The following is an 18,562-nucleotide window of genomic DNA, read 5'->3' as shown; positions in this document are numbered from 1 at the left end:
GCGTGCGCGTGCAGATCTCGTTGTCCGACAAGACCGTTCTGGTCACCGGTGGTGGCAGCGGAATCGGCAAGGGGGTCGCCGCGGCGGTGGTCGCCGCCGGGGGCAACGCCATGCTGATGGGTCGCAACGCCGACAAGCTCGCGGCGGCGGCCGACGAGATCGCCTCTGCCGCAGGCGAAGGCGGCGGTGCGGTGCGTTACGAGGCCGGTGACGTCACCGACGAGGACGACGTGATCCGCGCGGTGGCGGCGGCGACGTCCTGGACCGGCCGGCTGCACGGTGTGGTCAACTGCGCCGGCGGCAGCGACACCATCGGGCCGATCCCGCAGCTCGACTCCGCGGCGTGGCGCAACTTGATCGACCTGAACGTCAACGGAACGTTCTACGTGCTCAAGCACTCCGCGCGCGAGATGGTCCGCGGCGGTGGCGGTTCGTTCGTCGGGATCTCGTCGATCGCGGCGAGCAACACCCACCGCTGGTTCGGCGCGTACGGGGTATCCAAGGCCGCGGTCGACCACCTGATGAAACTGGCCGCCGACGAACTGGGCCCGTCGTGGGTACGCGTGAACTGCCTGCGCCCCGGGCTGATCCGCACGGATCTGGTCGCGGCGATCTTCATGTCCCCGGAGGTCAGTGGCGACTACGCAGAGGCCACACCGCTGCCGCGGCCCGGTGAGGTCGAGGATGTCGCCGACGCGGCGGTGTTCCTGCTCTCGGATGCGTCGAGTTACATCACCGGGCAGGTGATCAACGTCGACGGCGGGATGATGCTGCGCCGCGGGCCGGACTTCTCGTCGATGCTCGAGCCGGTGTTCGGCGCCGACGGTCTGCGCGGCGTCGTCCCCGACTGACCCGCCGAAATCGCATTCCACGCGCGTCAACCGACGAAAATCGCGCGCTGGAAGCAATCTCGTCAGCCGCGGGTGGTCCGTCCCTGCGACTCCCACTCAGCGATCGCGCCCATCGCCGACCAGTCCAGTTCGGCGCCCCCGCCGGCCAGCAGCGCCAGGTAGCGGTCGCGGATCAGGCCGCCCACCGGCATCGGCACCTGCAGCTCCTCGCCGGCCGCCAGCAACAGCCGCACATCCTTGAGCCCGAGCCGCGCTGCGAAGCCCGCCGGCTCGAACTCCTGGCGGGCCAGCAGCCCGCCGTAGGTGCGGTAGGCGGGCGCGTCGAACAACGTGGAGGTCAACAGGTCGAGGAACTCGACCTTGTCGACACCGGCCTTGGACACCAGAGCCATTGCCTCGCCGAGGGATTCGATCACCGAGGCGATCAGGAAGTTGCCCGACAGCTTCACCAGGTGGGCGATGTGCGGTTTTTCGGAGATCGTGATGGTGCGCTGACCCACCGCCGAGAAGATCGGCTCGAGGGCCTCCACCGCAGCGGGCGAACCGCCGGCCACGACGAACAGCTTCGCCGCCGCGGCCGCCTCGGGACGGCCGAACACCGGTGCAGCCACGAACGTCTGGCCGGCCGCGGCGTGCGCCTCGGTCAGCCGCTGTGACAACGCGACGCTGATGGTGGAACACGACACGTGAATCGCGCCGGGCGGCAACGAGGACAGGATGGCCGAGTCGCCGAACGTCACGGCTTCGGTGGCGGCGTCGTCGGCGAGCATCGAGACGACGACCTCTGCGTCGCAGACCTGCGCCACCGAGGCGGCGGCGGTGGCGCCCTGCCCGGTCAGCGGCCGGGCTTTCTCGGGGGATCTGTTGTAGACCGTCAGGTCATGGCCGGCGGCCAGGAGATTGGCGGCCATGGCCGCACCCATGTTGCCCAGGCCGACGAACCCGATCCTCATGCCGTCGAATTATTCACCTCTGCCGCGCGTTTCACCGCGTTGACGATGCCCTGATACCCGGTGCACCGGCAGAAGTTGCCGGACAGACCCTCGCGGATCTCCTCGTCGGTGGGGGACGGGTTGTCGCGCAGCAGGGCGGTGATGCTGGTGACGAATCCCGGTGTGCAGAAACCACACTGCAAACCGTGGCACTCCCGCATCGCGGCCTGCACAGGGGACAGCTGACCGTCCTCGCCGCCCACGCCCTCGACGGTGGTGACCTCCTGGCCTTCGGCCTGCACAGCGAAGATCAGGCACGAACGCACCGCCTGGCCGTCCAGCAGTACCGTGCAGGCGCCGCACGCTCCGTGCTCACAACCCAGATGGGTTCCGGTCAACCCGCACTTCTCGCGCAGGAAATCGGCCAGGGTCAGTCGGGTCTCCACCACGTGGCGCACCGGGTGGCCGTTGACGGTGATCTCGACGGGGGTCTCGCGCATGCTCACGTTCCTTGGGTCTGGGTGCTTGCCGACGCCAGCGCCTTGCCCAGCGCTCGCGCCACCATCGCCGAGCCGACGCGGGCCCGGTAGGTTGCCGAGCCCTGCAGGTCGGCGGGAATGTCGTCGAGGGCGTCCATGGCCACGTTGCCGATCTCGTCGAGGGCTTCCTCGTCGAGCTCGCCGGCTGCGCGCCCGAGGATCGCGGTCTCGGCGGCGCTGCCACGCAGCGGGGTCGAGCCCAGGCCGAGCAGGCCGATGCCGCATCGCTTCACGCGGTCGGCATCGTCGAGTTCGACCGCGACGACGGCGCCGGCGATCGCGAAATCGCCGTGGCGGCGGGCGAACTCCTCGACGGCGAACCCACAGCGGCCCTGCCACACCGGGAACCGCACCGCGCTGAGGATCTCGTCGCCCTCCAGGGAGTTCTCCCACAGCCCGGTGAAGAAGTCCTGTGCCGCGACGACACGTGTTCCGCGGGTCGAGGTGGCTTCCATCTCGGCGTCCAGAGCCAGTGCCACAGCGGCGTATTCGGCTGCGGGGTCGGCGTGGGCGATGGCTCCGCCGAGGGTGCCGCGGGTGCGGATCTGGAAGTGGCCGATGTGCGGAGTGGCCAACGTCAGCAGCGGCACCGACTCGGCGACCTCGTCGTCGAGTCCGACCAGCGCGTGCGACGTGGTGGCCCCGACGCGGACCGCGCCGTCGACCGGGTCGATTCCGCACAGCTCGTCGACCCGCGAGATGTCGACCAGGTTCTCGAAATGCGTGAGCCGCATGTTGAGCATCGGGACCAGGCTCTGTCCACCGGCGAGCACCTTGGCGTCATCGCCGAGCCGTCCGAGGATCTCGGCAGCCTCGGCAAGGGTGTCGGGCCGGTGGTAGTCGAATGCGGCGGGTTTCATGACAGCAGCCGGGACAGCGCGGCGACCAGCTCGTCGACGGCCGGCGGAGTCGGGGTGCTGCGGCGGCGCCGGCCCAGCAGGAGGCCGACCGCCACACCGGCGGCCACCCCGGCCGCGACCGGTGCGTAGCGCTTGGCGATCGGCAGCGCGACGACCTTCAACAGGTCCACCGACTCGTCGGCGGCCGCGGCGACCGGTGCAGCGGTCTGCGCCTCCGCGGACGGGGCGGACTGCGGCTTGGCGGACCCGCCCAGTACGTCGGCCTCCAGCCGCTGCGCGAACTGGGCGATGAGGTTGCCGGCCACGTCGGCCAACACACCGCGACCGAACTGTGCGGCCTTGCCGGAGATCGTCAGGTCGGTGGTGATCACCACCGCGGTCTCGGAACCCTCGTCTTTCAGTTGCGCGGTCACCAGCGCCGAGGCGTTGCCGCTGCCGCGGGTCTCCTTGCCGCTGGCCTTGATCACCACGCGCCCGGCGGACTCGTCCTTCTCGGTGAACGTCGCCTCGCCCTTGTAGGACACCGTGATCGGACCGACCTTGACCTTCACCGCGCCGGTGAAGTCGTCACCGTCGACCGACAGCAGCTGCGCGCCGGGGATGCACGGCGCGACGCGCTGCACATCGGTGAGCACCTCCCACGCCGTCGCGGCCGGCACGGGAACGCGGAACTCGTTGACCAACTCCACTGTTCGTCCTCTACTTCGTCGCTTGTTCTTGGCTCTTCTGGATGGCCTCGATGATCGAGGCCGGGGTGGCCGGCAGCCGGGTGATGGTGACCCCGAGCGGCGCCAGCGCGTCGTTGATCGCGTTGATGACCGCCGGGGTGGAGCCGATCGCGCCACCCTCGCCGCAGCCCTTGTATCCGCCGACGCCGGGGCCGGGGATCTCGACGTGGCCGTACTCGATGGCGGGGACCTCGGTGGCGGTCGGCAGGAGGTAGTCGACGAACGTCGAGGACAGCGGGTTGCCGTCGTCGTCGTAGTTCATCTCCTCGAGCAGAGCGCCGCCGATGCCCTGCGCGGTGCCACCGGCGATCTGGCCTTCCACGACGTTGGGGTTGATCATCGGGCCGACGTCCTCGCTGACGATGTAACGGGTCAGCGTGACCTGTCCGGTCTTGACGTCGACCTCGCAGGTGCAGGCGTGAGTGGCGTTGGCCCAGTGGATCATCGCCTCGGAGTTGAAGCGTGCGGTGGCCTCCAGCGTGGGGTTGGTGCCGGCCAGCTGTCCGGGGTCGTAGTAGGAGCGGTAGGCGATGTCGGCGAAGCTGACGCTCTTGTCCGGTTCGCTGCGCACGATCGCGCGCGAGCCGGCGAGTTCGATCTCCTCGGCCGGCACGCCGAGCAGGTTCGCGGCGATGGCCAGGATCTGCTTGCGCAGGATCGCGCCGGCTTCGCTGACCGCGCCGGCGGTCATGGGTCCGCTGCGGCTGCCCTGGGTGCCCGCACCGTACGGGGTCACCGCGGTGTCACCCTGGATGGTGGAGACGTCGTCGATGTCGGCGCCGAGCGCGTCGGCGGTCAACTGCACCACGGTGGTCTCCAGGCTGTTGCCGGTCGAACCGCCGTTGACGTAGACGTTGATCTTGCCGGTGGACTCCATCCGGATGGTGGCGCCCTCGGTGGCCAGGTGGCCGGTCGCCGCACCCGTGGGCTCGATGTAGGCCGAGTAGCCCAGTCCGATGTAGCGGCCTTCCTCCAGCGCATCGGCCTGTTCCTTGCGGAATCCCTCGTGGTCGAGGATCTTCACCGCCTGGTCGAGGGTGTCCGCCGGGGCGACATGATCGTAGGGCATGCCGTTCGGGTTGAAGTACGGCATTTCGTCACGCCGCAGGATGTTGCGCTGCCGCAGCTCCAGCGGGTCGATCCCCATGTCACGTGCGGCGATGTCGAGAAGTATCTCGCGCGTGAGGGTTTCGTACTGCCACGGTCCGCGGTAGGCGGCCAGTCCGGCGGTGTTGGAGAAGATGGTCTGGTAGTTGAAGCTGGACTTCGGCACCCGGTACGGGCCGGGGAAGAACATGCCGATGGCCGCGGTGGTCAGCACCGGATACGGCGTCGGATAGGCGCCGACATCCTGGATGAAGTCGATGTCGGCGGCCAGGATGTTGCCCTCGGAGTCGAAGGCCATCCGCACGTCGCCGTCGACGTGGCGGGCCTGCCCCGCCGACATCAGGTTCTCGCGGCGGTCCTCGATCCACTTCAGCGGTGCCGCGACCTTGCGGGCGGCCAGCAGGATGCACATGTCCTCGCGCATCGGCACGACCTTCTGGCCGAAACCGCCGCCGGTGTCGCGCATGATGACCCGGACCCGTTGCGCCGGGATGCCGAGCAGCCGCGCGGCGAATGCGCGCAGTTCGTGCGGTGTCTGGGTGGACGCCCAGACGGTCAGTTCGCCGGGGGCGGCCTGCCATTCGACCACCATGCCGCGGGTCTCGATCGGGACCGGTGCGTGGATCTGCTGGTACACGTGCGCCTTGGCGACATAGGCCGCGTTGGCGAACGTCTCCTCGTCCGGCGGTGCGCCGCCCATGCCGCCGGCGCGGTTGTCCGGATAGGCCTCGTGCACCACCGCGCCGCTCTCGGCGAGTTCCACCGCGCGGGTGAAGTCGGCGACGGGGGGCAGGGGTTCGTAGTCGACGTCGATCAGCTCGATCGCGTCCTCGGCGATGTACCGGTTCTCGGCGATGACGATCGCGATCGGGTCGCCGACGAAGCGGACCTCGCCCTCGGCCAGTGGCGGGCGCGGGGTGTCCGGCACGTCCTTGCCCGCGACGGCGTGCCACGCCTCGTTGACCTCGGGGTTGATGTCGTCGGCGGTGAGCACCGCATGCACACCGGGATGGGCCAGTGCCGCCGAGGCGTCGAAGCTCAGGATCTTCGCGCGGGCGTACGGGCTGCGCACGAAGCACGCGTGCAGCATCCCGGGGCGGTTGATGTCGTCGACGAACGAGCCGTGACCTGTGAGAAGTCGGCTGTCCTCGACACGTTCCATGCGTCGGCCGGCGTAACGCGCGGTGACGGACTCGACGGCGGTGTCGGTCACTTCGATCACTCTCCTCAGAACTTGAAGAGTGACGTTATCGCATCGGAGAGCGACATTTCCACCACTTGTGTCTCACGCGGTTTCATGCTTCGTGGTGGATGCGTCCGTCCGTCTCGGACAGTCGCCGCCCGGTACCGCCCCACTGGCGCGCGATGATCTCCGCGGCGATCGACACCGCGGTCTCCTCCGGGGTGCGGGCGCCCAGGTCCAGGCCGATCGGGCTGGCCAGCTGCGCCAGCTCGGTGTCGGTCAGTCCGGCCTCGCGCAGGCGGCGAGTGCGGTCGTCGTGGGTGCGTCGCGAGCCCATCACCCCGATGTAGCCGACCTCGGGAAGGCGCAGCGCGACCTCGAGGACCGGGACGTCGAACTTGGGATCGTGGGTGAGCACGCAGATCGCGGTGCGCGCGTCGAGGGTGCCTTGGTCGGCCTGCGCAGCCAGGTAGCGGTGCGGCCAGTCGACGACGACCTCCTCGGCGGCGGGGAAGCGCGCCTCGGTCGCGAATACCGGACGTGCGTCGCAGACGGTGACCCGGTAGCCCAGAAAGGCGCCCTGCTGCGCCAGGGCGGCGGCGAAGTCGATCGCGCCGAACACCAGCATCCGCGGTCGCGGCGCGTGGCTGCCGACGAACACCTCCATGCCCGATTCCTGCCGCTGACCCTCCGGTCCGTACGTCAGCACACCCGAGCGGCCCGCAGCGAGCAGCCCTCGGGCGTCGTCGGCCACCGCGGCGTCCGCACGCGCGGAACCCACCGTGCCGTCGGCACTGTCGGGTCGAATGATCAACCGGGAACCCACGCGGTCGGAGTCGGGATGGGCGATCACGGTGGCCACCGCGACCGGCCGATGCGCAGCGATGTCGTCGGCGATGTCCTGCAGCTGCGGAAAAGTGTTGCGTGACACCGCTTCTGTGAAGATGTCGATGGTGCCGCCACAGGTCAATCCGACCGAGAACGCGTCGTCGTCGCTGACGCCGTAGCGCTGCAGCTCAGGCGTGCCGCCGGAAACCACCTCCTGGGCGAGCTCGTACACGGCGCCCTCGACGCAGCCTCCCGACACCGATCCGGCGACGCTGCCGTCGGGCGCGACCACCATCGCCGCACCGGGCGGGCGAGGCGCAGATTTCATGGTGCGCACCACGGTTGCCAGTCCGGCGGTGCCGCCGGACTGCCACACCCTCAGGAGCTCGTCGAGAACGTCGCGCACGAACGCGAGTGTAGGGGGCCGTGTCTGGAGAGCTTTTCGTCCGTCAGAGCTTGGACAGGTCGGTGCGCATCAACATGATGTTGTAGTCCGACCACAACGACAGGTTCCAGTACAGGTCCGACCCGGTGCCCGCCGTCGACGGCGACCACGGGTGCAGCATCGGCGCGTAGATGCCGCCGGGCTGCTGGCCCATCAGCACCGTGGCCTCCGACCATTCGCCCTCGGGGGTGTCGGATGTCCGCATGACGATGTTGTTGAACTGATCGCCGTAGAGCGTCACGTACTTGCCGAGGTACTCGTTGTACTGCACCGACATCTCGCTGACCCGGTACCCCGGTTTGGTGGCGCCACACGCGCCGCCGGTCTTGCCGATCACTGCCGAGGCCGACGACGGGCTGCCCTGCACCCAGCGCGCGGGCGTCGTGCCGAGCCAGCCCGACGACGCCTTCTTGTAGTACTCGTACTTCGACGCGTCGAGAATGTCCTCGGGAGCCACCCGTGCGACGTAGGCCGCGCCCTGGCGGCCGTTGGGTGTGCCGTACATGTACACGTAGCCGTCGTTGCCCTGCACGAACGCGGACTGCTGAAAGTTGCGGTGTCCGCTGAAGATCGAGTTGTAGCGCACACTTTGCGGCGCGACCTTGAAGTTCTCGCCGTTGTCGTCGGAGTACGCGATCGCCGAGTAGTTCGTCGTCCACCGGCCGGCCGAACCCCAGCGCGACACCGACATGAAGCTGACGTACTGCATGACACCGAATTTGGTGCCCGGGGCCTCCACCGAGATTCCCGCCGTGGGGATCAGGGTGACCGAACCGGGCAGCCACGTCGGCCGGTTGATGATCGGACGCGCGAACGTCTCGGCCGACAGCGGCGCGCCGCCGAACATGTTGCCGTTCTTCCACTCTCCGTCCGGGATGTCCATGCCGTTGGACAGGTCGCGGTCGGAGCTGCGGAACAGGGTGTTGTAGCGCCAGCCGCCCTGCATGCCGGGGCCGCTGAACGTGTCGCCGACGGCGATCAGCACCTGGCTTTCGTTCCACGGGGTGTTGGGGTCGTCTTTCATGCCGTTGTCCCACATGACACCGACGTCGGTGCCGTGCACGCCGAAGCGACTGTAGGTGTCGGCCAGCTGGTTGCGCTTGCGCGGTTCTGACTCGGGATAGACGTAGCTCCCGGTGACCCAGCTGACGAAGTTCGTCGACGGGCTGACCTGGGGGTCGGCCCACGGCTTGTGTGGCGGTACCCAGGTGTCGGTGGCGGCGTTGGCGGCCAGCGCGAGGCTGGTGGTGCGTGCGGCGGAGGCGACCGGGGTGGTGCTGCGGGTCGCGAAGAGGTTGTCCAGCTCGCGACGGGCGAACGACATCAAGGCCCACAGGAACGGGGGTTGTGGGGTGCTTGCGGGGTCGTTGGTGTCGGCGCGCTGCCGCGCCCAGTCGAGCATGCTGTGTACGACATTGACCACCGCGGAAACCAGGTTCGGCCGGCGCGTCTCCACCTCGTCGTCGGCCGGCAGGTCGATCTCGGCGACCTCGGGGGCGGACCGCACGCTGCTGGCCTCCGCCAACACGGTCGCCGAGGCGAACACCGCGACCTTGGTCGGCTCCTTCGGGGCCACCGCGGGGTCGTCTTCCGACGTCGCCGCCGGCTTCTCGGGGGCGTCGGTGGCCTCGGTGCGGACCTCGGGCTCCGCTCGGCGCTGGGTGCGGGCCGGAGCGGACGTCGGCGCCGCTTCGGGCTCTGTGGACTCGACCGGTTGGGCCGCCGCCCGGCGGCGCTCGGGCCGCGGGGCGGGCTCGGGCTCCTCGACTGCGCCCTCGTCGATGGCGGTCGCGTCCTCGTCGTCGAGCACGACCTCGTCGCCCTGCGCAGAGTCTGTACCGGCGTCGGCGGTACGGGCCGACCTGCGCTCGGTGGTCTGTTCGTTGCGGCGCGTGCGCTCGCCACTGTCGGCATCGGTGGTAGCTGACGACGATGACCGCGCCCCCGCGCCGTCGGTGTCATCGGCGACTGCGACGCCATTGCCGACAAAGACAGCTGATCCGATACCGAGTGCGACGGCAAGCCCGCCGACGCGGCCGACGTAGGCTGCGGAACCCATGAAACCCCTCTGATCCAACCTGTTCGTGTCCCGAACTGGTGGCCATTCAATCGCACGTGCCGGAACAGACTGAGCAAAAGGTTAAATCGTCACAGAATCCGTTTCGTTACCGTGATCTTGGTGTTTCTCACGCAGGGTCAAACGTGGTGGTTCAGCAGCAAACGGACGCGAGCGGCCTACTCGAGGGTCTCCAACGCCTTCTCGTAGAGCCGGACCGCCTCGGCAATGCCGTCGCCGGCCCACGCGTCGACCACCCCGACCTGATCGGCCACCAACTGCACCCGGGCCAACCAGACCCCGAACGACTCGTCCCGCCGCAGCCCGTCGATCTGCTCGTCGGAGCCCTGGATGAAGATGAATCCGCCGATCTCGATGCTTTGCGGCTTGAGGACCACGCGATCGAAGCGTTCGATGCGTCCCTGCTCCTGAAGCTCTGACAGATAGCCCTCGGTCTCGACGAGAAGCTCGAGTGCACGGCGCTCCCGCCCGGCCGTCGGCACACCCCACGCGATCCACAGTCCAGCTTCAGCCATGGCCGTGACGGTACTCGTGCCGGTCAGAACGACTGGCCGTTGGCGTAGCGCTGACGGCGGTAATACCGGCCGCTGCCACGATTGCGGCTCTTGTATGTGGGTAGCTGCGAATCACAGTTCGGACAGATGAGCCGCAGGTTCTCCCGGCGGTTGTTCGACGCGTCGCCGTCGATGTGGTCGAGGACGAAGGCGAGGGGCCGTTCCAGCCAGACCGCGGTCCCGCCGCAGATCGCACAGCAACCCGACTGTTGGGCACTGAGATATTGCCTGATGTAGTGCTCGCTGCGGGTGCCCACCCAGGACGCCCCGGAGTTCAGCCACCGTTGCGTAGCCGACCTTCGCCGGACGGAAGCCTGGCAACTATTGCTGCAGTACACCTTTTGACTGCGCTTGGTCAACGAGGAACCGCACCCGCGACACTCTCTCACGTCGCACACGTTACGAAGGGCCTATGACAGATCCGTGTAGCTTCGGAGCCTCCTGTCAGGATTGAACTGACGACCTGCCGCTTACAAGGCGGCTGCTCTACCACTGAGCTAAGGAGGCGTGCCCTCGAAGAGGACGTGCCGGATCTTATCTGCTCATTGGGGCGGGTCGATAACCCGCTGCGAAGGCACCGGCCGGGGCGTCGTGCGGCTGCGCATGCGGCGTCCCGGCAGGGGGATCCGGTCGGCGATGTTGCTCAGCGGGTTGACCACCTGGCTCAGCACGATCACCGCCTCGCGCAGCGCCTCGATGGTCGGCTCCAGTGCTTCCAGGCCCGGCGCCAGCCGGTTCAGCGTGTCGGCGACGTCGGCCAGCTGCTCGAGCGGGCCGTTGCGCGCGGTCAGCTTCTCGATCAGCCCGCCCTCAGCGAAGAGCCGGTCGGCCAGTCCGTCCTCGGCGAGTAGGCGATCGACCAGGCCGTCTTCTTCGAGCAGCTGATCGACCAGACCGCCCGGCTCGATGGCGCGCATCAGTCCGCCGTCTTCCTGGGTCAGGCGGTCGAGCACGCCGCCGGGGGCGGTGATGCGATCCACCACGCCGCCGGGCTTGAGCAGCCGGTCCAGCGGACCGTCCGGGGCGAGCGCGCGTCCGAGCGGTTGGTCCTCGTCCATCAGGCGGGCCAGGCGGTTGGCCCGCTCCACGGCCTCCTGCATGCCGAGCATTTGCGCCAACGAGGTCGGGCGCTGCTGCACCCCCGTCTCCCCGACCGCGCGGTGGGCCACGTCCATCGCGCTGGTCGCCATGCCGATCCCGGCGTCGGCGACGGCCAGGCCCACGCGCACCGGCGCGAACGCGAGGTCGGTGAGCGATTTGGCGAGGTTCATACGGTCAAGTCTAAAGACGAGGCAACAGCGACTCACAGGAACCGCACAGCGGACTTCCAGGAATCGCGCACCGGAAGCGAGGACACTGGAGGGATGGCCATGCCGCTTCAGGATCACGTCCCCGAGGCTCGCGTCCTGGTCGTGGACGACGAGGCGAACATCGTCGAGCTGCTGTCGGTGAGCCTGAAATTCCAGGGTTTCGAGGTGCACACCGCCACCAACGGGCAGGCCGCCCTGACCGCAGCGCGGGAGGTGCGCCCGGACGCGATCATCCTCGACGTGATGATGCCCGGTATGGACGGGTTCGCGCTGCTGCGCGCGCTGCGCGGGGAGGGGATCGACGCGCCGGCGCTGTTCCTGACGGCACGAGATTCGTTGCAGGACAAGATCGCCGGCTTGACGCTGGGCGGCGACGACTACGTGACCAAACCGTTCAGCCTCGAAGAAGTGGTGGCCCGACTGCGGGTCATTCTGCGTCGCGCCGGCCGCGGCCCCGAACTGCGGACCTCACGTTTGACGTTCGCCGACATCGAACTCGACGAGGAAACCCACGAAGTGTGGAAGGCCGGCGAGCCGGTGTCGTTGTCGCCGACCGAGTTCACGCTGCTGCGTTACTTCATGATCAACGCCGGCACGGTGTTGTCGAAGCCGAAGATCCTCGACCACGTCTGGCGCTACGACTTCGGTGGCGACGTCAACGTCGTCGAGTCCTATGTCTCCTACCTGCGGCGCAAGATCGACACCGGCGACAGGCGACTGCTGCACACGCTGCGCGGCGTCGGGTACGTCCTGCGCGAACCACGGTGAGCCGCGGTCGGGGTGTGCCGCTACGCGTCGCGCTGGTCGCGGCCACGCTGCTGCTGGTTGCGTGCGGGCTGTTGGCCTCCGGTATCGCGGTCACCACGATCCTGCAGCACGGTCTGATGAAGCGCGTCGACGCCACCCTGCTGGACGCGTCGCAGGGCTGGGCCCAGGTGCCGAGGCAGACGCCGGTCACGCCGCTGGGTGACCCCAATCCGGCGCGTCCGCCGTCGGACTTCTACGTGCGAACCGTCGACTCCGAACGCCACGTGTGGACCGCCGTCAACGACCGCGTCGCCGAACCCGATCTGCCCGCGGACAACGACGTGGGGCCCGACCCGGTGACGGTGGGTTCGGTCGACCACCCCGAGCTGCAGTGGCGTGCGATGACGGTGCGCGCCGCCGACGGCGGATTGACCACGGTGGCCATCGACCTGGCCGACGTGAACTCGACGATGCGCACCCTGGTGTTCACGCAGATCGGCATCGGCGCCGCGGTGCTACTGGTGCTCGGCGTCGCCGGCTATGCCGTCGTGCATCGCAGCCTGCGCCCGCTCATCGAGGTCGAGCAGACCGCGGCGGCCATCGCAGCCGGGCAGTTCGACCGTCGGGTGCCCGAACGCGACCCGCGCACCGAGGTCGGTCGATTGTCGTCGGCGCTGAACGGCATGCTGGCCCAGATTCAACGGGCGATGGCCTCCTCGGAGCAGTCCGCCGAATCGGCCCGCACCTCCGAGGAGCGGATGCGGCGCTTCATCACCGACGCCAGCCACGAATTGCGCACACCGCTGACCACCATCCGCGGTTTCGCCGAACTGTACCGACAGGGCGCGGCCGGCAACGTCGAGATGCTGATGAGCCGTATCGAAAGTGAAGCGCGCCGAATGGGTTTGCTCGTCGAGGACCTGCTGCTGCTGGCGCGTCTGGACGCGCAGCGCCCGCTCGAGCAGCGCCGCGTCGATCTGCTGACGTTGGCCACCGACGCGGTACACGACGCGCGGTCGGTCGCACCGAGTCGTCGCATCGACATGGAGGTGTTCGACGGGCCCGGCACTCCGGAGGTTCTCGGCGACGAGGCGCGGTTGCGACAGGTGCTGTCCAACCTGGTCGCCAACGCCCTGCAACACACGCCCGACAGTGCCGCGGTGACCGTGCGGGTGGGCACCGAGGGCGACGACGCGATCCTGGAGGTCCGCGACGAGGGACGCGGCATGAGCGCCGAGGACGCCCAACGCGTATTCGAGCGGTTCTACCGCGCCGATTCGTCGCGCACCCGAGCCAGCGGCGGCACCGGACTGGGTCTGTCGATCGTCGATTCGCTGGTCTGGGCCCACGGTGGACACGTCGAGGTGACCACCGCACCTGGCCAGGGCAGCCGGTTCCGGGTGAGCCTTCCGCGCATCGCCGACGTCAGCCCCTCGGCGGCCGCGGTCCCCTCAGGACAACTCGGCTAACGCGGCCTTGATCTTGGCCTGCGCCTCGTCGAGCGATTCCGGTGACGGGTTCTGGTCGACGTTGGCGAACCCGAAGTCCGACAGGTTGCGGGCCGGGAAGACGTGCACGTGTAGGTGCGGCACCTCCAGGCCGGCGATGATGACGCCCGAACGTTCGGTGTCGAAGGCCTTGCAGACTGCCTTCCCGATGAGCTGCGCCACCTCCATGACCCGGGCGAACTTGGCCGGCTCGATGTCCTGCCAGTTGTCGATCTCCTCGCGGGGGACCACCAGGGTGTGGCCCTGTGTCATCGGCTGGATCGTCAGGAACGCCACGATGTCGTCGTCCTCGTAGACGAAGCGTCCCGGCAGCTCTCGGTTGATGATCTTGGTGAAGACGGTCGCCATGGGCTCGAGCATTCCAGTCGGCGAATCCGGCGCGCAACGGCCCCCGCGGTGTTCCGGTTCGCTCTAGCCTGGCCAGATGTTGGGTTTGATGCAGGACCGGCCGTTGTTGATCTCGTCGCTCATCGAGCATGCGGCGACGTTCCACGGACAGACCGAGATCGTGTCCCGGCTGCCCGAGGGGCCGGTTCGGCGCACCACCTGGAGCGCGGTCCGCGACCGGTCCAAGCAGGTCGCCAACGCGCTGGCCGAACTCGGCGTCGCCGCCGGCGACCGGGTCGCGACGCTGGCGTGGAACAGCGACCGCCACCTCGCGCTGTACTTCGGCGTCTCGGGATCGGGTGCGGTGATGCACACCGTCAACCCGAGGCTGTTCGCCGAGCAGATCGTCTACATCGTCAACCACGCCGAAGACCGCGTGCTGTTCTTCGACATCACCTTCGCACCGCTGGTCGGCCAGCTGGCCGACCAGTTCACCACCGTCGAGACCTACGTCGCGATGACCGACCGCGAGCACATGCCGGACATCCCGGAGATCCCCGCCGACAAGCTGCGCTGCTTCGAGGATTTCGTCGGACGCCAGTCCACCGACTACGTCTGGCCGGAGTTCGACGAGCGCACCGCCTCGTCGCTGTGCTACACCTCCGGCACCACCGGGAACCCGAAAGGTGTTCTGTATTCCCATCGTTCGACGGTGCTGCACGCGATGTTGTCCCTGTCGCGCGACACCTTCGACATCCACAGCGGCGCCACGCTGCTGCTGGTCGTGCCGATGTTCCACGCCAACGCATGGGGCACGCCGTACTCGGCGGCGATGGTGGGCGCCAAGCTGGTGCTGCCCGGCCCGCACCTCGACGGGGAGAGCGTCTACCGGTTGATGCGCGACGAGGGCGTGACGATCATGCAGGGGGTGCCGACGGTGTGGCTGATGTTCTTCGCCTACCTCGACGAGCATCCCGAGATCGACCCGAGCGAACTGAAACTCGAGTGGGCGGGCATCGGCGGTTCGGCGCTGCCCAAGACGATGCTCGAGCGCATCGAGAACGAGTTGGGGGCCGAGGGAGGTCAGGGCTGGGGGATGACCGAGACCAGTCCGATCTGCGTCGTCGGCCGGCTCCTGCCCAAGCACGCCGATCTGTCCGTGGAAGAGCAACAACAGATCAAACTCAAGCAGGGTCGCGGTGTTTTCGGCGTCGAACTCAAGATCGTCGACGAGGACGGCAACCGGTTGCCTTGGGACGGCAAGGCTTTTGGGGAAGTACTGGTTCGTGGCCCGTGGATCGCCAGCGGGTACTTCAAGGGCGAGGGCGGAGACAAGCTCGACGCCGAGGGCTTCTTCCCCACCGGGGACGTCGCCACCATCGACCCGGACGGATACCTGCATCTGGTCGACCGGACCAAGGATGTCATCAAGTCCGGCGGGGAGTGGGTCAGCTCGATCGATCTGGAGAACGCCGCCATGGGACATCCCGCGATCGCCGAGGCCGCGGTGATCGGGGTTCCGCACCCGAAGTGGCAGGAACGGCCGCTGCTGATCGCCGTGCTGCGCAAGGGCCACACGGCAACTCGCGACGAGGTCCTGGAGTACCTGGCCGGTCAGGTGGTCAAGTGGTGGCTTCCCGAGGACGTGATCTTCGTCGACGAACTGCCGCACACCGCGACCGGCAAGGTGCTCAAAGTCAAGCTGCGCGAGCAGTACCGCGACGTCACCCTGCCGGGGTGAACTCGATCTGCAACTCGCTGAGCCCGCGGAGCAGGAACGTCGGGTCGTAGGCGAACCGGTGTGCCCCGGCAGGACCATGGGTGGTTTCGTCGAGCCGGATCTCGCTGGTTCGGTCCAGCCAGCGGCGCACCGTGATCTGCCCCTCGACCCGGGCCAGCGGCGCCCCTGCGCAGGTGTGGATGCCGCGGCCGAACGCGATGTGCTCGCGCACATTCTTGCGGTCGGGGCGGAACTCGTGCGGATCGTCGAACTTGCGCGGATCGCGGTTGGCCGCGCCGAGGCAGAGCATCACGATCGTGCCGGCCTTCAGGTGCACGCCGCCGAGCGTGGTGGTCTTACGGACCAACCGGAAGTCCACCTTCGTCGGCGAGTGCATCCGCAACGACTCCTCGATGAACGTCGGGATGCGGTCGGGGTGCTCGCGCAGGATCTGCTGGTACTCGGGCTGTTCGCCGAGGGTCTTCATCGCCGCGGACAGCAGCTTGGTGACGGTCTCCTGACCGGCGGCGAACAGGAACGTCGCCGGCTTGACCACCTCGATGAGCTCGGGCGTGGAGCCGTCGGGGTAGACGGCGGTGGCCATTCCGGACAGCACGTCGCCGCGTGGCTCCCGGCGCCGTTCGGCGAGGTATCCGGCGAACTTGTCATCGAGGTACTGCAACGGATCGGAACCGACGGGTTCGCCGTCGAGAGCGCCGACGCGACTACCGTGGCGCTCCTCGACACCGAGCGCGGCGAGGAACTCGGGACGGTCCTGTTCGGGAACGCCGAGGAGGTCGATGATGGCCGAGGTGGCGAAGGGCTTCGCGTATTCGGAGAGGAACTCGCATCGGCCGTTGTCGATCACGCGATCGATCTGGCTGTCGACCAGCTGCCACATGTAGTCCTCGTTCTCCTTGAGGCGACGCGGCGTCAACAGCTTGTTCAGCAGGGAGCGGGCCCGTTCGTGGGCGGGCGGGTCCATCACCACCATGTGCTCGTAGATCGGGAACAGGTGTCGGTGCGCCTCGATCTGCTCGGTGATGTCGTCGCCCTCCGGGGTGAACGGCAGCGGCGGGAACGGCCCGCCGATCGCGTTGACCGCGGAGAACGCGTCGTGATTCTTGAACGCGGCCACCACTTCCTGATATCCGGTGACCGCGACGACGCCGTAGTGCGGTTCCCGGTAGACGGGGTTGCGTTCGCGCAGCGCATCCCAGTAGGCGTACGGGTCCTGGCTCAGCTCGTAGTCGGAGAAGAAGTCCACCGAGGCGAGGTCGGTCATCAGGTAAGCCGTCCTTTCGCTTGCCTGATCGATCGATCAGACTGATAGAATGCGCCATGCTTACCACGGCGTCTGAGGCACGGTCAAGCAATGCGCGGCAACGTCTGATAGAGGCGACGGCCAAGGTGATGCGCGACGAAGGTTATGCCGCAGCGACTTCCCGGCGCGTGGCCGCCGAGGCCGGGGTCAAGCAGGCGTTGGTCTACTACTACTTCCCGACGATGGATGACCTGTTCGTCGAGGTGCTGCGGGCCGGCGCCGAGACGTCCCTGGAGCACATGCGCAAGGCGTTGACGAATGACGACCCGCTGCGGGCGCTGTGGCTGATCAACTCCGAGGTCCACCGCACCGGTCTGAACACCGAGTTCATGGCGCTGGCCAATCATCGCAAGGCGATCCGCGTGGAACTGCGGGCCTACGCCGAACGTGTGCGTGACATCGAAACGGCCGCAGTCACTGTCGCCCTGCGCACCAATGGGATCGACCTGCGCGAGCATCCGCCGGTGGCGGTCTCGATGTTGATCGCCCAGATCGCCCGCAGCCTCTGCAACGAGAGCAACGTCGGGGTCACCCTCGGCCATGACGAGATGCGCTCCTACGTCGACCGCCTGCTCCAACAGCTCGGATCGTCTTCCGACGGTTGACAGTCCGGGTGATCGGTGTCACGCTCCTGATCGATCGACAAAAGTCGGTCGTCGGGCTGGATTTGAGGTGAGAGATGGCTGGTCGGGTCGAAGGCAAGGTCGCGTTCATCACGGGCGCAGCGCGCGGGCAGGGACGTAGCCACGCGGTCCGTCTGGCGGAGGAGGGCGCCGACATCATCGCGATCGATGTCTGCGGACCGATCAGCAGCAACACACAGATCCCCGCCGCGACACCGGATGACCTGGCCCAGACCGTGGACCTGGTGAAGGGGACCGGGCGCCGGATCGTCGCCGCCGAAGTGGACGTACGCGACTTCGCCGCCGTCAAGAACGCGGTCGACTCCGGGGTCGAGCAACTGGGCCGCCTCGACATCGTGGTCGCCAACGCCGGCATCGGCAACGGTGGGCAGACGCTGGACCACACCAGCGAAGAAGACTGGACCGACATGATCGACGTCAACCTCTCGGGCGTCTGGAAGTCGGTCAAAGCCGCTGTCCCACACCTGCTCTCCGGTGGACAGGGCGGATCGATCGTCCTCACCAGCTCGGTCGGTGGACTCAAGCCGTACCCACACACCGGCCACTACATCGCCGCCAAGCACGGCGTCATCGGCCTGATGCGGACGTTCGCCGTGGAGCTCGGCCAGCATTCGATCCGGGTCAACGCGGTCTGTCCGACCAACGTGAACACCCCGCTGTTCATGAACGAAGGCACGATGAAGCTGTTCCGTCCCGATCTGGAGAACCCGGGTCCGGAAGATCTCGCGGTGGCCGCGCAGTTCATGCACGTGCTGCCGGTCGGATGGGTCGAGCCGATCGACATCAGCAACGCGGTGCTGTTCCTGGCGTCCGACGAGGCGCGGTACATCACCGGGCTACCCGTCACCGTCGACGCCGGAAGTATGCTGAAATAGCCT

At 68.0% G+C, this 18,562-nt stretch carries 18 protein-coding genes and 1 tRNA gene; 6 read left to right on the top strand and 13 right to left on the bottom strand.

Annotation, left to right across the window (positions count from 1 at the left end):
* The first annotated feature begins 8 nt into the window (after nucleotides 1–8).
* Nucleotides 9–851, top strand: a complete 843-nt coding sequence (locus ACAG25_RS11520; protein ID WP_370488548.1) for an SDR family oxidoreductase — start codon at nucleotides 9–11, stop codon at nucleotides 849–851.
* A 62-nt stretch (nucleotides 852–913) separates the two neighbouring features.
* Here ACAG25_RS11520 and ACAG25_RS11515 read toward each other — a convergent pair whose 3' ends face one another.
* The 11 genes from ACAG25_RS11515 to ACAG25_RS11465 form a co-directional block, all read right to left on the bottom strand.
* Nucleotides 914–1,804 (bottom strand): NAD(P)-dependent oxidoreductase, encoded by an 891-nt coding sequence (locus ACAG25_RS11515; protein ID WP_370488547.1) that lies wholly within the window; start codon nucleotides 1,802–1,804, stop codon nucleotides 914–916.
* On the bottom strand, nucleotides 1,801–2,283 hold the full coding sequence (locus tag ACAG25_RS11510) for a (2Fe-2S)-binding protein (protein WP_370488546.1): 483 nt from the start codon (nucleotides 2,281–2,283) through the stop codon (nucleotides 1,801–1,803). The genes ACAG25_RS11515 and ACAG25_RS11510 overlap by 4 nt, the downstream gene beginning before the upstream one ends.
* A gap of 2 nt (nucleotides 2,284–2,285) precedes the next feature.
* A complete protein-coding gene (locus ACAG25_RS11505) occupies nucleotides 2,286–3,182 on the bottom strand; it encodes a xanthine dehydrogenase family protein subunit M (protein ID WP_370488544.1) in 897 nt (298 codons plus the stop codon).
* The gene (locus ACAG25_RS11500; protein WP_370488543.1) at nucleotides 3,179–3,871 is read right to left on the bottom strand and encodes an SRPBCC family protein; all 693 of its coding nucleotides are present in this window, start codon (nucleotides 3,869–3,871) and stop codon (nucleotides 3,179–3,181) included. Before ACAG25_RS11500 ends, ACAG25_RS11505 begins: the two co-directional genes overlap by 4 nt.
* Before the next feature lie 10 nt (nucleotides 3,872–3,881).
* A complete protein-coding gene (locus tag ACAG25_RS11495) occupies nucleotides 3,882–6,179 on the bottom strand; it encodes a xanthine dehydrogenase family protein molybdopterin-binding subunit (protein ID WP_370488747.1) in 2,298 nt (765 codons plus the stop codon).
* 133 nt (nucleotides 6,180–6,312) lie between these two features.
* Complete coding sequence (locus ACAG25_RS11490; RefSeq protein WP_370488542.1) at nucleotides 6,313–7,434, bottom strand: XdhC family protein; 1,122 nt, start codon at nucleotides 7,432–7,434, stop codon at nucleotides 6,313–6,315.
* 43 nt (nucleotides 7,435–7,477) lie between these two features.
* Nucleotides 7,478–9,532, bottom strand: a complete 2,055-nt coding sequence (locus ACAG25_RS11485) for a DUF4185 domain-containing protein (protein WP_370488540.1) — start codon at nucleotides 9,530–9,532, stop codon at nucleotides 7,478–7,480.
* A 176-nt stretch (nucleotides 9,533–9,708) separates the two neighbouring features.
* Complete coding sequence (locus tag ACAG25_RS11480) at nucleotides 9,709–10,065, bottom strand: hypothetical protein (RefSeq protein WP_370488538.1); 357 nt, start codon at nucleotides 10,063–10,065, stop codon at nucleotides 9,709–9,711.
* A gap of 23 nt (nucleotides 10,066–10,088) precedes the next feature.
* A complete protein-coding gene (locus tag ACAG25_RS11475; RefSeq protein ID WP_370488536.1) occupies nucleotides 10,089–10,493 on the bottom strand; it encodes an HNH endonuclease in 405 nt (134 codons plus the stop codon).
* A gap of 46 nt (nucleotides 10,494–10,539) precedes the next feature.
* A tRNA-Thr gene (locus tag ACAG25_RS11470) sits at nucleotides 10,540–10,611 on the bottom strand.
* A 35-nt stretch (nucleotides 10,612–10,646) separates the two neighbouring features.
* The gene (locus ACAG25_RS11465; RefSeq protein ID WP_370488535.1) at nucleotides 10,647–11,375 is read right to left on the bottom strand and encodes a hypothetical protein; all 729 of its coding nucleotides are present in this window, start codon (nucleotides 11,373–11,375) and stop codon (nucleotides 10,647–10,649) included.
* Between the two features lie 93 nt (nucleotides 11,376–11,468).
* On the opposite strand from ACAG25_RS11465, the gene ACAG25_RS11460 reads away from it, so the two are divergent.
* Nucleotides 11,469–12,182 carry a response regulator transcription factor gene (locus ACAG25_RS11460; RefSeq protein WP_370488534.1) on the top strand — a complete coding sequence of 238 codons (714 nt, stop codon included), beginning with the start codon at nucleotides 11,469–11,471 and terminating at the stop codon, nucleotides 12,180–12,182.
* A complete protein-coding gene (locus ACAG25_RS11455; protein WP_370488533.1) occupies nucleotides 12,179–13,630 on the top strand; it encodes a sensor histidine kinase in 1,452 nt (483 codons plus the stop codon). The genes ACAG25_RS11460 and ACAG25_RS11455 overlap by 4 nt, the downstream gene beginning before the upstream one ends.
* Here ACAG25_RS11455 and ACAG25_RS11450 read toward each other — a convergent pair.
* Nucleotides 13,613–14,017: an HIT family protein gene (locus ACAG25_RS11450; protein ID WP_370488532.1), complete on the bottom strand. Its 405-nt coding sequence runs from the start codon at nucleotides 14,015–14,017 to the stop codon at nucleotides 13,613–13,615. The genes ACAG25_RS11455 and ACAG25_RS11450 overlap by 18 nt on opposite strands.
* A gap of 76 nt (nucleotides 14,018–14,093) precedes the next feature.
* On the opposite strand from ACAG25_RS11450, the gene ACAG25_RS11445 reads away from it, so the two are divergent.
* Nucleotides 14,094–15,737 (top strand): long-chain-fatty-acid--CoA ligase, encoded by a 1,644-nt coding sequence (locus ACAG25_RS11445; protein ID WP_370488530.1) that lies wholly within the window; start codon nucleotides 14,094–14,096, stop codon nucleotides 15,735–15,737.
* On the opposite strand, the gene ACAG25_RS11440 is transcribed toward ACAG25_RS11445, so the two are convergent.
* Nucleotides 15,721–17,001 (bottom strand): cytochrome P450, encoded by a 1,281-nt coding sequence (locus ACAG25_RS11440; protein ID WP_370488528.1) that lies wholly within the window; start codon nucleotides 16,999–17,001, stop codon nucleotides 15,721–15,723. The two genes, ACAG25_RS11445 and ACAG25_RS11440, sit on opposite strands and share 17 nt — an antisense overlap.
* A gap of 56 nt (nucleotides 17,002–17,057) precedes the next feature.
* Here ACAG25_RS11440 and ACAG25_RS11435 point away from each other — a divergent pair, with 56 nt between their 5' ends.
* Both ACAG25_RS11435 and ACAG25_RS11430 read left to right on the top strand, forming a co-directional pair.
* On the top strand, nucleotides 17,058–17,645 hold the full coding sequence (locus ACAG25_RS11435) for a TetR/AcrR family transcriptional regulator (RefSeq protein WP_370488527.1): 588 nt from the start codon (nucleotides 17,058–17,060) through the stop codon (nucleotides 17,643–17,645).
* Nucleotides 17,646–17,719: 74 nt separating this feature from the next.
* Complete coding sequence (locus ACAG25_RS11430) at nucleotides 17,720–18,559, top strand: mycofactocin-coupled SDR family oxidoreductase (RefSeq protein WP_370488526.1); 840 nt, start codon at nucleotides 17,720–17,722, stop codon at nucleotides 18,557–18,559.
* Nucleotides 18,560–18,562: the final 3 nt, after the last annotated feature.

This window comes from Mycobacterium sp. pV006 (assembly GCF_041287115.1).
In the GTDB taxonomy this organism is placed as follows: Bacteria; Actinomycetota; Actinomycetes; order Mycobacteriales; family Mycobacteriaceae; genus Mycobacterium.
This window is presented reverse-complemented; position numbering and strand designations above follow the sequence as displayed.